An 11,867-nucleotide genomic window follows, 5' to 3' on the forward strand; every position below is an offset into this window, starting at 1 on the left:
AGTGTAATGGATGCCAGACAGAATGGGAGCACAGCACTGCAGCACTTCGCCTCGCTGCATTTTTTCACTACACTTCGCACACGCCGTACCGGGCCAACAACGCTCGGTACGAGTAATCCGCTATTGAACCGGAGAAAAACATGTTCCCACGTCGTCGCCCCGCCGCGCTGTTGGCAGGCCTTTGCCTGTCCGTCGCTACCCTGTTCTCTACCACTGTCAGTGCTGAAACAACTGAGCTTCGTGTCTCCGCCATCCCGGATGAGGCGCCCACCGAGCTGCTGCGCAAGTTCGAACCTCTCGGCCAATACCTGCAGGAACAGCTGGGTATTCCAGTCGTATTCCAGCCGGTCTCCGATTATGCCGGCGTGGTTGAAGCGCTTGGTGCCAAGCGTCTGGATATGGCGTGGCTGGGTGGTTTTACCTTCGTTCAGGCCAAGCTGCGCACCGGCAACGCCATCCCGCTGGTTCAGCGCGAGCAGGATGAAGTGTTTACCAGCACCTTCATCACCGCCGACCCACAGGTAAACAGCCACGCTGACCTCAAGGGCAAGAGCTTCGCCTTCGGCTCGGTGTCCTCGACCTCCGGGCACCTGATGCCCCGCTACTTCCTGCAGCAGGACGGCATCGATCCTGACACCTTTTTCAGCCGTGTCGGTTTCTCCGGCGCCCATGACGCCACTGTCGCCTGGGTCGAATCCGGCAAGGTCGACGCCGGCGTGCTGAACTCCTCGGTCTGGGAAAAGCTGCTGGAAGAGAACAAGGTCGACACCAGCAAGGTGCGCGTCTACACCACAACGCCAACCTACTACGACTACAACTGGACCGTGCGTGGCGACCTGGAGCCTGAACTGGTCGAGCGCATCCGTGCGGCCTTCCTGGCGCTGGACCCGGCCAACCCGGCGCATAAGGCGATCCTTGACCTGCAACGAGCCTCGCGCTTTGTGCCGACCAGCGCCGAAAACTACATCGGCATTGAAGAGGCCGCCCGCTCCGCGGGTCTGCTGGAGTGAGTATCCGGCTGTCCGGGGTGGACTATGTTCACCCCAACGGCCAGACCGCACTGCACGGCATTGACCTGACCCTGAACCCGGGTGAGCAGGTTGCCATCATCGGACCCTCCGGCGCGGGCAAGACGACCTTGCTGCGCCTGTTGGCGACCAGCCTGTTGCCCAGCAGTGGCGAACTGAGTCTGCTGGACCGCCAGCCTGCCCGGCTGGGTTCCGGCGACCTGCGTCGACTGCGCAGCCGTATCGGTCTGATCCACCAGAGCCCGCCGTTGCCGCCGCGCCAGCGCGTCGTCACTGCGGTGCTCGCCGGCCGCCTGGGCCAGTGGTCACTCGCCCGTGCACTGATTTCGTTGTGCTACCCGCTGGATATCCCGGGTGCTCGACAGGAGCTGGCTCGGCTGGATCTCGGCGACCGCCTGTTTGACCGGTGCGACCAGCTATCAGGTGGGCAGCAGCAGCGGGTGGGGATTGCCCGCACGCTGTACCAGCGTCCGGACCTGCTGCTGGCCGACGAGCCGGTTTCGGCGATGGATCCGGTACTGGCCGACCACACCCTGAGTCTGCTGGGTGAAGTAGCCCGTGAACGACAGCTGCCGCTGGTGGCCAGCCTGCATGCGGTCGATCTCGCGCTCAAGCACTTCCCGCGGATTCTCGGGTTGCGCGCAGGCCGAATCCTGTTTGACAAATCGGCAGGCGAGGTCAGCGAGCAGGACCTGACGGCGCTGTATGCCAACGAAAGCCTGACCGCCCGCCAGTCCGAGCCGGCCAATCCGGCAATTGCCCGGCCGGTCCGTTGTCTGTGAACAGGCCTTCAACCCACTGGCGCGAGCGCGACCCGGCCGCCCTGCCCCGCGCCCTGCTGACCGCGATACTGCTTCTACTCCTGTGGCCGGGCCTGCAACTGACCGAGTTTCGTCCCCAGCATCTGTTCAGCGGTGACAACCTGAACACCATGGGCCGCTTCCTGAGCGGCTTCTGGCCACCGGCCAGCGACGCCGAATTTCTGCATCTGCTGGCTCGTGCGACGCTGGAAACCCTCGCCATGGCCACAGCCGGCATGGCACTGGCACTGATTCTGGCAATCCCCGCGGCTCTGGCAGCCACCCGGGCGCTGTCGGTTTCCACCCTGCTGAGCGGGCGAGCGCACTGGCTCGGCCGGCTGCTGCGCTACCCGGTGCGGATGCTGCTGATCGTACTGCGCAGCATTCCCGAGATCGTTTGGGCATTGCTGTTCGTGCGGGCCGTAGGCCTGGGCCCAACCGCCGGCGTACTGGCCATTGCCATTACCTACAGCGGCATGCTCGGCAAGGTCTACGCCGAGATACTCGAGTCGGTGGATCAGGCCCCCGCTCGGGCACTGCTGCAGAGCGGCAGCTCGCGCATCGCCGCCTTCTTTTATGGTCTGCTGCCCAATGCAGCACAGGAGCTGACATCCTATAGCCTTTACCGCTGGGAGTGTGCAGTGCGGGCCTCGGTGGTAATGGGTTTTGTCGGTGCCGGCGGACTGGGCCAGATGATTGACCTGTCGATTCGCATGTTTGCCGGTGGCGAGGTGGTGAGCATCCTGCTGACCTTCCTGCTGCTGGTGCTGGTTGCAGACCAGATCAGCCTTTACCTGCGCCGGAGGCTGGCATGAAGCGTACGCTGCTCAACGCACTGACCCTGACGCTCCTTTGCGCCGCGGTCGCCGCGTCATTTATCTGGCTGCAACTGGATTTCAGTTCTCTGGTTACCGCGGATGGTCGCGAGCAGATGGCCCGCTATGTGGCGGCGTTCTTCCCACCCAACACCAGCCCGGCCTGGCTGGCCAAGCTTTGGCAAGGCGCATTGGAGACACTGGCCATCTCGGCGATCGGGACGCTGCTGGCCGCACTGTTCGGCGCCGCCCTGAGTCTGCTGGCAGCCGGGCGCATGGGCACTCTTGCGCGCAGCCTCTGTCGCCTGTTGCTCAATGCGCTACGCTCGGTACCGGAGCTGGTCTGGGCAGCCTTGATGGTGCTGGCCGCCGGGCTCGGCCCCTTTGCCGGCACCCTGGCACTGGCGCTGCACACCACCGGCGTGCTGGGCCGCCTGTTTGCCGAGGCGCTGGAGAACACCCCGACCGCGCCTGCGACCGCGCTGCGCGAGGCGGGAGCCGGTCGCATTGTTGCCTTCCTCTATGGAACGCTGCCGGGCGTGTTGCCGCAGTGGCTGTCCTATACGTTGTATCGCTGGGAAAACAACATCCGCATGGCGGCTGTGCTTGGCTTTGTCGGTGCCGGCGGTCTGGGCCAGATGCTGCACGTCACCCTCAGTCTGTTCCAGCAGTCCAAGGCATCCAGTGTCATCATCGCCATGCTGGCGATGGTGCTGCTGGTCGATGCCCTCAGCGGCTGGTTGCGGGCAAGATTGGGTTAGGCGGTAAGATCGGGGCCGCTCGGACGCGACATGTCGCGTCCCTGCCTCTCGATCTGGTCGGCGCCTGTACCTGTGCCAACGCGCTATTGACGCAGGGCCACGACATGTCGTGGCCGCAGCGTCCAACGCTCAGCCAGTCCGCTCCTGCACCAGCACCCAGGGCCGGATCACCACGGCCCAAAGCGTATCCGGGTTGCGTTCGGCCCAATCAGCGGCGCAGCTGTCGGTCGCAACCTGCAGCTGTCCGGCATCCATCCAGCCCTTGATGGCTTCGCTGTTGTCTTCCATCATCGCCGCCGCAACCTGAACCAGATCCAGTGCCGCATCAACCGCAAGCAGGTCGCCACGGGCAAAATGCGGCTCCAGCACTTTCCACTCGATCTGCGCTGTCGCGCCGAGAATGGCCGCGTAGGCCTCATCCGATACCGTCATAATTGCTCGCGCTCCCTATGGTTTCAGCCGCTGAATACTAATGAGCTGAGACGTGAACGCAAGTCTGCTGCCCGCCCTGATGGGGCAAATACGCCAAAAATGACTATTCTAAGAGCGGAGATGTCGCCATACAGACAGAATATTTCAGTTTGCGGACATCGGTTTATTTTTGGTTCTTCACGGAATCCCGGGAAAGACAGAAACAAGAACGCCGATTTGAGGGATGATGTTAGTGCGAACAAACACATCCTCAAACCGGCGTTCTTGTGCACGATATTAATACGTTTCTGCCCTTTTGGGAGGGCTTTTCTGTCACTGCGATACGACCTGACGGCGACGACCTGCTAATCGACCTGATTCCGCAGCCCACTAGATTACCTACCTGCAGGGGCTGCCATCAGCCCAGCACCACCATCCACGAATACTGCCAGCGCTCAATCCGTGACCTGCCCATCCTTGGCCGCGCAGTGCGGTTGAATGTGGAGCTGCGGCGCGTCGGGTGCAGCACATGCGGCAAGAGAATGGAGTCAGTCCGCTGGCTTGACCGCTATTCGCGAATGACCAGGCGCTTGGCCGATGCTGTGATCCAGGCCTGTCAAAGACTGCCCACTCTGCACGTCGCCGAGCTGTTTGGTTTGCATTGGGACAGCGTGCGGTTGCTGGAGCGAAGGGCGCTACAAGACGCACAGGAGAAGCTACCGAAGGCACAGCCCAGACGCCTGGTGATGGATGAGTTCGCTCTGTTCAAAGGGCATCGCTACGCCAGCGTGGTGCTGGATGCCGATACCCGCCGGGTGCTGTGGGTTGGCGAAGGGCGTAGCCGAGCGGCTGTCAGACCCTTTTTCGAAGCGCTGGGGGCGGAGGGTTGCGCGCGGATCGAAGCAGTGGCGATGGACATGAACACCGCATTTGACCTGGAGGTGCGCCAACACTGTCCTCAAGCACGCGTTGTTTATGACCTGTTTCATGTGATCGCCAAGTATGGGCGAGAGGTGATCGATCGGGTGCGGGTCGATGAGGCCAATCGCTTGCGCCATGACAAACCCGCCCGCAAGGTGATCAAGCAAGCACGGTGGCTGCTGCTGCGTAATCCAGAAAATCTCAAGCGAGAAGATCAGCAGGTACAACTGCAGGATTTGCTGGCGGCGAACCAATCACTGATGACGGTTTATCTGATGAAGGCAGAGCTCAAAGCCCTGTGGTCGCCCGACACCGCCTGGCGCTGGCGATCAGCATGGAAGCAGTGGCTACGACTAGCTGATGAAAGTGCGATACCGGCGCTGCAGCAGTTCGCGAAACGCCTGAAGGGATACTGGCGCGGCATCCTGAGTAGGGTGCGTTGGCCGATGCACACGGGGCAGCTGGAAGGAGTCAACAACCGGATTAAGGTAATCAAGCGGATGGCTTACGGCTACCGGGACAGCGAATTCTTTTTCATGAAGATCAAGAATGACTTTCCCGGTAATCCGTGAAGAACCTTATTTTTTGCACACCCCAGATTCCATTGCCTGCAGGACGATTGCTAAACTGCGCCGGTACAGTTCCGAACCGATGTTCCGGCAGCACGACATCACTGGCGTAACACCCCTTTTCGGCATAACAACACAAGTGAGCAGATGACATGAAAATGGCACACAAGAAAGCACTTTCCCGGATGATCGCCGCCGCGGCGCTGGCTGGCGCCAGCACCTGTGCAGTCGCAGCGGACACCATCAAGATCGCCCTGGCCGGTCCGGTTACCGGCCCCGTCGCCCAGTACGGCGACATGCAGTTCATCGGCGCCAAAATGGCCATTGAGCAGATCAACCAGGCAGGCGGCGTCAACGGTGCCCAGCTGGAAGGTGTGGTATTTGACGATGCGTGCGATCCCAAACAGGCCGTTGCGGTCGCCAACCGGATTGTCAACGAGGGTATCAGCTTTGTTGTCGGCCACCTCTGCTCCAGCTCTACCCAGCCCGCTTCCGACATCTACGAGGAAGAAGGCATCCTGATGATCACCGCGGCCTCTACCAGCCCGGACATCACCGACCGCGGCTACCAGATGGTGTTCCGTACCATCGGTCTGGACAGCCTGCAGGGCCCGACCGCCGGCAACTTTATCGTCGAGCAGATCAAGCCGCAGAAAGTCGCCGTCATCCACGACAAGCAGCAGTATGGTGAAGGTATCGCCACCGCCGTACGGGACGTGCTGCTGGCCAACGATGTTGAGGTGCCGGTCTTTGAAGGTATTACCGCTGGCGACAAGGACTTCTCCGCGCTGATCGCCAAGTTGCGCCAGGCCGGTGTCGATTTCGTCTACTACGGCGGCTACCACCCCGAACTGGGCCTGATCCTGCGTCAGGCTGGCGAGCAGGGCCTGGATGTTCGCTTCATGGGTCCGGAAGGGGTTGGCAACACCGACATATCCGCCATCGCCGGCGAATCCTCCGAAGGCCTGCTGGTTACCCTGCCCAAAGCCTTTGACCAGGATCCCAAGAACGCCCATCTGGTCGAGGCGTTCAAGGCCAAGAACGAGGACCCGTCAGGTCCGTTCGTATTCCCGGCCTATGCCGCCGTTCAGGTCATTGCCGACGGCATCAAGATCGCCGACAGCACCGACACCGAAGCCGTCGCCGAAGCACTGCGCAGCAACAGCTTCGAAACCCCCACCGGCACTCTCAGCTTCGATGAAAAGGGCGACCTGAAGAACTTCAACTTCGTCGTCTATGAGTGGCACGCTGACGCCAGCAAGACCGCACTGACCGAGTAATCGACCCGCAACGGGCCTGTTCAACCATACGTTGGCAGGCCCGCTTTTTATTGTCGAACGCACAGCTGTGCGGACCTGCACTGTTTCCCTTGCCCTTTCGGTGTCATGGCCATGCCAGAGTCCCTTTACTACCTTATCCAACAGCTGCTCAACGGTCTGACCGTCGGCAGCACCTACGCCCTGATCGCCATCGGCTACACCATGGTCTACGGCATCATCGGCATGATCAACTTCGCCCATGGCGAGGTGTACATGATCGGCAGCTATATCGCCTTTATCGTCATCGCCGCGCTGGCCATGTTCGGTATCGAGTCGGTGCCGGTCATGATTGTCGCTGCGTTTGCCATCAGCATGATGGTGACCAGCGCCTACGGCTACAGCATCGAGCGCGTCGCCTACCGCCCATTGCGCGGCGGCAACCGCCTGATTCCGCTGATTTCCGCTATCGGCATGTCGATCTTCCTGCAGAATCTGGTGCGTATCGCCCAGGGCTCGCGCGACATTGCCATGCCGACCATGATCAGCGGTGGCATTGATATCGGCCCGCAGGACGGATTCCACGCCACCCTGTCCTACATGCAGATGATTATCTTTGTAGTCACCCTGATCACCATGACCCTGCTCACCCTGTTCATCTCCCGCTCACGCATGGGCCGCGCCTGTCGCGCCTGCGCCGAGGATCTGAAGATGACCAACCTGCTGGGGATCAACACCAATGCCGTCATCGCCCTGACCTTCGTCATCGGCGCCGCGCTGGCTGCCGTTGCCGGCGTACTGCTGGGCATGTACTACGGCGTGATCAATCCCTACATCGGCTTCATGGCCGGTCTCAAGGCCTTCACCGCAGCGGTTCTGGGCGGCATCGGCAGTATCCCGGGGGCTGTCCTCGGCGGTCTGCTGCTGGGCGTCACCGAGGCCATTACCGCCGGCTACTTCAGCACCGAATACAAGGATGTGGTCGCTTTCGGTCTGCTGATCCTGATTCTGCTGTTCCGTCCCAGTGGCATCCTCGGTCGTCCGGAGGTGGAGAAGGTATGATCCGTTCGAACCTGAAACCGGCGGTGATCTCAGCCGTTGTGGTTGCCATCCTCACCGGCCTGTTGCTGGGCGTGCGCCTGGATCAGCAGGGTACTACCCTCGGTCTGGTCGGTGCCGGCCCGGACGTGTACTGGAAGATCGCGGCAGCAGCCGCCTTCCTGTTTTTCTTCAACCTGTTCCGCGATCAACTCGGCGCCCTCTGGAAGGGCCTGCCAGGACTGCCGAAGGCGCCGGCGAAGCTGACCAGCCTCGGCGACAAGCCGGCACTGCGGCGGCTGTTCTGGTGCTTCATGATCGCCGCAGCGATCCTCTGGCCGTTCCTATCCAACCGCGGCGGTACGGACCTGGGCACCCTGGTGCTGATCTACGTGATGCTGGGTCTGGGCCTGAACATCGTTGTGGGTCTGGCCGGTCTTCTGGATCTGGGCTACGTCGGCTTCTACGCCGTTGGCGCCTACGGCTACGCACTGATGGCGATGTATTTCGATGTCGGCTTCTGGACCGGCCTGGTCATCGCCGGTTGCCTGGCGGCCCTGTTCGGCTTTCTGCTGGGCTTCCCGGTGCTGCGCCTGCGCGGCGACTATCTGGCCATTGTGACGCTGGGTTTTGGCGAGATCATCCGCATCCTGCTGAACAACATGACCTGGCTGACCAACGGCCCGAACGGCATTGGCGGCATTCCCAAGCCCACCCTGTTTGGCCTGGAATTCAGCCGCCGCGCCAGCGAGGGCATGCAGAGCTTCCACGAGTTTGTCGGCATCAGCTACAACTCCGAGCACCGGGTAATTTTCCTTTACCTGCTGGCGCTGCTGCTGGTGCTGATCACCCTGTTCGTGATCAACCGCCTGCTGCGCATGCCGATCGGTCGCGCCTGGGAAGCCCTGCGCGAAGACGAGATTGCCTGCCGCGCGCTGGGCATCAACCCGACCGCCGTGAAGCTGGGCGCCTTCACCATTGGTGCCAGCTTCGCCGGTTTTGCCGGCTGCTTCTTCGCTGCGCGCCAGGGCTTTATCAGCCCGGAGTCGTTCACCTTCATCGAGTCCGCCATCATCCTCGCCATCGTGGTGCTGGGTGGCATGGGGTCACAGATCGGCGTCATTCTGGCGGCGATCATCATGACCATCCTGCCGGAGATGGCCCGCGAATTTGATGAATACCGCATGCTGCTGTTCGGCCTGATGATGGTCCTGATGATGATCTGGCGTCCCCAGGGTCTGCTGCCGATGAGCCGTCCGCACATGGAGTTACGTACATGAGCCGCCCCCTTCTGGATGTATCGGGCCTGACCATGCGCTTCGGCGGCCTGCTGGCCGTTGACGGCGTTCACCTCAGCGTCCAGCCCGGTCAGATCGTGTCGATGATCGGCCCCAACGGGGCCGGCAAGACCACCGTGTTCAACTGCCTGACCGGTTTCTACAAACCGAGTGGCGGCAAGATCGTGTTCGATGGCCGTGAAATCCAGGGCATGCCCGGCTTCAAGGTTGCCCGACGCGGCATGATCCGCACCTTCCAGCATGTGCGCCTGTTCAAGGAAATGACCGTGGTGGAAAACCTGCTGGTAGCGCAGCACCAGCATATGAACACCAACCTGCTGGCCGGCCTGTTCAAGACACCGGGCTATCGCCGCAGCGAGCAGGAAGCGATGGAGCGCGCCGCCTACTGGCTGGATCGAGTCGAGCTGCGCGAGTTTGCCAACCGCCCGGCCAACACCCTGGCCTATGGTCAGCAGCGCCGTCTGGAGATCGCCCGTTGCATGGTGACACAGCCCAAACTGCTGATGCTGGATGAGCCCGCAGCGGGTCTGAACCCGAAGGAAACCGACGATCTCAAGGCACTGATCAGCGAGCTGCGCGATGAGCACCAGATCACTGTGCTGCTGATCGAGCACGACATGAAGCTGGTGATGAGCATCTCCGACCACATCGTCGTGATCAACCAGGGCCGCCCGCTGGCCGCCGGCACCCCGGATGAGATCAAGCAGAATCCGGACGTCATCAAAGCCTATCTGGGCGAGACCTGAGGGAAAGCACCGCATGTTGTATATGAAGAACGTGTCGACCCACTACGGGAAGATTCAGGCGCTGCATGACGTCAACCTTGAGGTGCGTCGCGGCGAAATCGTTACCCTGATCGGCGCCAACGGCGCCGGCAAGACCACCCTGCTGATGACCCTGTGCGGCGACCCGCGAGCCACCACCGGCAGCATTCGCTACGAAGGCGACGAGCTGACCGGCATGACCACAGCCGAAGTCATGCGCAAGGATATTGCCATCGTGCCGGAAGGGCGCCGCGTGTTCTCGCGCCTGACGGTTGAGGAAAACCTCAGCATGGGCGCCTTTTTCAGCGACAAGGAGACACGTCAGGTGCAGCTCGATACCGTGCTGACGCTGTTCCCGCGGCTGAAGGAACGTTACCAGCAACGGGCCGGCACCATGTCCGGCGGCGAGCAACAAATGCTGGCGATCGGCCGGGCACTGATGAGCAAACCGCGGCTGTTGCTGCTGGATGAGCCGTCACTGGGCCTGGCACCGATCATCATTCAGCAGATCTTCGATATCATCGAGCAACTGCGCCAACAGGGTGTCACCGTCTTCCTGGTTGAGCAGAACGCCAACCAGGCGCTCAAACTGGCGGACCGTGGCTACGTGATGGAGCACGGCCATATCGTGCTGGAAGACACCGGCGAGGCGCTGCTGGCCAATCCGGATGTGCGCAAGGCCTACCTCGGCGGCTGATCTCGGCCAGCTCACTCCGCAGGCTATCAGGGCGCGATGATCGCCCCCTGATAGCCGCATCCGCGCTGCTGCTCGCCATTGACCGTCAGTGTTGCCCGCAGGTGAAAGTAATCACCGGTAACCGGATCCTGACAGGCCTGCGGATACAACCACAGCTCGACCTGGTGATCCGACGGCGTGGCTGCATTCAGCGCGCCGTCCGGCAACTGTTCAATCACCACCGAGCGCGCCGGATAAGTCAGATTTCCATCAGATCGCACCAGCCCTGCTGGCGACAGCCAGGCCTGCCAGGCAGGTTGATAGCCCAATGCGACCCACTGCGCGGAGTCCGCGCTGTCATCACTGCAACCACGTCCGTGCGACTGCATTCGCAGCACCTGCTCCGGGTGCAGCCGGCCATGCCGGTCAATCTCACCTATCAGATCGGTGAAGATGGCGATCTGCCCCGGCTGACTGGCCAATTGATAAATCCCCTCCAGCATCTGCGACTCTGTCAATGCCATGACCCGCTCACTCCCGCACTCACGCAGCACGAAGCCATCGGTGGTGCGCTCCAGCAAGCCACTGACGCGCTGCGGCTCGCCACTCCAGAAACCCTGCATCACGCTACAGCCACTCAAAAGCACTGGCGCCAGCAGCGCCGCCCTACCCCAGCGAATCGGACTCAATCTGTGAACTCCTTTGCGTTAAGCGGACTCAGGTCTGAATCATGACATACGGGAGATCACAAACCAGCAAGCCAGTGGTAATCTGTGCCACATCAACCCGCTTGCGATACGCGCAAGCGCATTTGGTTCCCGACCCGCGTGTGGATAGATAACAATGAAGCTGCTTTCTGCCATTTCACTTGGAAGTGTTCTGCTCCTGCTGACCGCCTGCTCAAGCACCAAAGCTACTCCACCGCCACCTCCTGCACCAAAGCCGGTTACCCCCTGGACTCACCTGCACCTCGACGAACTGCGCGCCATCGCCGCCGAGGAGCGCTACGAACTTGAGCACGAGGGTGACAATGTGCGCCTGATCATTCCGGTCAATGGCAACTTCCACCCCAAGCGCACCCTGCTGCTGCCCTCCGGCCTGGTTCCACTGTCGCGGGTCGCGAAGCTGTTGCGCGGCGCCACCGACAGTCACATCCAGGTGACCGGCTACAGCGACAGCGTGGGCGACGACACCATCAACCAGCGTCTTAGCCTGGAACGCGCACAGGCGGTAGCCAGCGTACTGCAGCTCGGCGGCGTCAGCCGCAACAACATGGAGCTGATCAGCCTCGGCGAGGCCGACCCGCGGGCCGACAACGCCACCGCCGCCGGTCGCGAGCAAAACCGCCGTGTGGTCATCAATATAACCCCGCGGATCCCTGCCTCCAGCGTTGCCCTGGCGCCCTGAATCCGATCCGGGCGGGCCGCTGCGGCCCGCCCACTCCCGACCACCTGTGCCCTGCAGGTCGGATTCCTCTGCTAAACTGGCCGGCTAACGTCGGATAGCCCGACGTACTCCCTTTGCTGTCAG

At 61.8% G+C, this 11,867-nt stretch carries 13 protein-coding genes; 11 read left to right on the forward strand and 2 right to left on the reverse strand.

The window, feature by feature from the left end; translation table 11 throughout:
• Positions 1-140 precede the first annotated feature (140 nt).
• Genes AC13EY_RS11205 through phnE form a run of 4 tightly spaced genes read left to right on the forward strand, consistent with a single transcriptional unit; the run spans position 141 to position 3,404 of the window.
• A complete protein-coding gene (locus AC13EY_RS11205; RefSeq protein ID WP_233048273.1) occupies positions 141-1,010 on the forward strand; it encodes a putative selenate ABC transporter substrate-binding protein in 870 nt (289 codons plus the stop codon).
• Complete coding sequence (locus AC13EY_RS11210) at positions 1,007-1,810, forward strand: phosphonate ABC transporter ATP-binding protein (protein ID WP_228247205.1); 804 nt, start codon at positions 1,007-1,009, stop codon at positions 1,808-1,810. The genes AC13EY_RS11205 and AC13EY_RS11210 overlap by 4 nt, the downstream gene beginning before the upstream one ends.
• Positions 1,807-2,643, forward strand: a complete 837-nt coding sequence (locus AC13EY_RS11215) for a PhnE/PtxC family ABC transporter permease (protein WP_228247204.1) — start codon at positions 1,807-1,809, stop codon at positions 2,641-2,643. Before AC13EY_RS11210 ends, AC13EY_RS11215 begins: the two co-directional genes overlap by 4 nt.
• A complete protein-coding gene (phnE, locus tag AC13EY_RS11220; RefSeq protein ID WP_228247203.1) occupies positions 2,640-3,404 on the forward strand; it encodes a phosphonate ABC transporter, permease protein PhnE in 765 nt (254 codons plus the stop codon). Before AC13EY_RS11215 ends, phnE begins: the two co-directional genes overlap by 4 nt.
• 129 nt (positions 3,405-3,533) lie before the next feature.
• Here the strand turns inward: phnE and AC13EY_RS11225 are convergent, their stop codons facing one another.
• A complete protein-coding gene (locus tag AC13EY_RS11225; RefSeq protein ID WP_285676396.1) occupies positions 3,534-3,836 on the reverse strand; it encodes a DUF2288 domain-containing protein in 303 nt (100 codons plus the stop codon).
• A gap of 266 nt (positions 3,837-4,102) precedes the next feature.
• Here AC13EY_RS11225 and AC13EY_RS11230 point away from each other — a divergent pair, with 266 nt between their 5' ends.
• The 6 genes from AC13EY_RS11230 (at position 4,103) to AC13EY_RS11255 (ending at position 10,358) form a co-directional block, all read left to right on the forward strand.
• Positions 4,103-5,308, forward strand: a complete 1,206-nt coding sequence (locus AC13EY_RS11230) for an ISL3 family transposase (RefSeq protein ID WP_482890415.1) — start codon at positions 4,103-4,105, stop codon at positions 5,306-5,308.
• 149 nt (positions 5,309-5,457) lie between these two features.
• Positions 5,458-6,585, forward strand: a complete 1,128-nt coding sequence (locus tag AC13EY_RS11235; RefSeq protein WP_088273543.1) for a branched-chain amino acid ABC transporter substrate-binding protein — start codon at positions 5,458-5,460, stop codon at positions 6,583-6,585.
• Between the two features lie 111 nt (positions 6,586-6,696).
• Positions 6,697-7,623: a high-affinity branched-chain amino acid ABC transporter permease LivH gene (gene livH, locus AC13EY_RS11240; RefSeq protein WP_228247201.1), complete on the forward strand. Its 927-nt coding sequence runs from the start codon at positions 6,697-6,699 to the stop codon at positions 7,621-7,623.
• Positions 7,623-8,879: a high-affinity branched-chain amino acid ABC transporter permease LivM gene (locus AC13EY_RS11245; protein ID WP_335600556.1), complete on the forward strand. Its 1,257-nt coding sequence runs from the start codon at positions 7,623-7,625 to the stop codon at positions 8,877-8,879. The genes livH and AC13EY_RS11245 overlap by 1 nt, the downstream gene beginning before the upstream one ends.
• Complete coding sequence (livG, locus tag AC13EY_RS11250) at positions 8,876-9,643, forward strand: high-affinity branched-chain amino acid ABC transporter ATP-binding protein LivG (protein WP_088273542.1); 768 nt, start codon at positions 8,876-8,878, stop codon at positions 9,641-9,643. The genes AC13EY_RS11245 and livG overlap by 4 nt, the downstream gene beginning before the upstream one ends.
• A gap of 13 nt (positions 9,644-9,656) precedes the next feature.
• Positions 9,657-10,358 (forward strand): ABC transporter ATP-binding protein, encoded by a 702-nt coding sequence (locus AC13EY_RS11255; protein WP_335600545.1) that lies wholly within the window; start codon positions 9,657-9,659, stop codon positions 10,356-10,358.
• A 26-nt stretch (positions 10,359-10,384) separates the two neighbouring features.
• Here the strand turns inward: AC13EY_RS11255 and AC13EY_RS11260 are convergent, their stop codons facing one another.
• Positions 10,385-11,026 carry a hypothetical protein gene (locus AC13EY_RS11260; RefSeq protein ID WP_335600546.1) on the reverse strand — a complete coding sequence of 214 codons (642 nt, stop codon included), beginning with the start codon at positions 11,024-11,026 and terminating at the stop codon, positions 10,385-10,387.
• 154 nt (positions 11,027-11,180) lie between these two features.
• On the opposite strand from AC13EY_RS11260, the gene AC13EY_RS11265 reads away from it, so the two are divergent.
• Positions 11,181-11,744, forward strand: coding sequence for an OmpA family protein (locus AC13EY_RS11265; RefSeq protein WP_088273539.1), 564 nt, complete (start codon positions 11,181-11,183; stop codon positions 11,742-11,744).
• The last annotated feature ends 123 nt before the right edge of the window (positions 11,745-11,867 follow it).

The sequence above is a fragment of the Halopseudomonas sp. L-58 genome (assembly GCF_056859475.1).

Bases quoted from the DNA above. Each gene is read 5' to 3' on its own strand.
- AC13EY_RS11205 (WP_233048273.1), top strand. From the start codon at position 141: ATGTTCCCACGTCGTCGCCCCGCCGCGCTGTTGGCAGGCCTTTGCCTG.
- phnE (WP_228247203.1), top strand. From the start codon at position 2,640: ATGAAGCGTACGCTGCTCAACGCACTGACCCTGACGCTCCTTTGCGCC.
- AC13EY_RS11225 (WP_285676396.1), bottom strand. From the start codon at position 3,836: ATGACGGTATCGGATGAGGCCTACGCGGCCATTCTCGGCGCGACAGCG.
- AC13EY_RS11235 (WP_088273543.1), top strand. From the start codon at position 5,458: ATGAAAATGGCACACAAGAAAGCACTTTCCCGGATGATCGCCGCCGCG.
- livH (WP_228247201.1), top strand. From the start codon at position 6,697: ATGCCAGAGTCCCTTTACTACCTTATCCAACAGCTGCTCAACGGTCTG.
- livG (WP_088273542.1), top strand. From the start codon at position 8,876: ATGAGCCGCCCCCTTCTGGATGTATCGGGCCTGACCATGCGCTTCGGC.
- AC13EY_RS11255 (WP_335600545.1), top strand. From the start codon at position 9,657: ATGTTGTATATGAAGAACGTGTCGACCCACTACGGGAAGATTCAGGCG.
- AC13EY_RS11265 (WP_088273539.1), top strand. From the start codon at position 11,181: ATGAAGCTGCTTTCTGCCATTTCACTTGGAAGTGTTCTGCTCCTGCTG.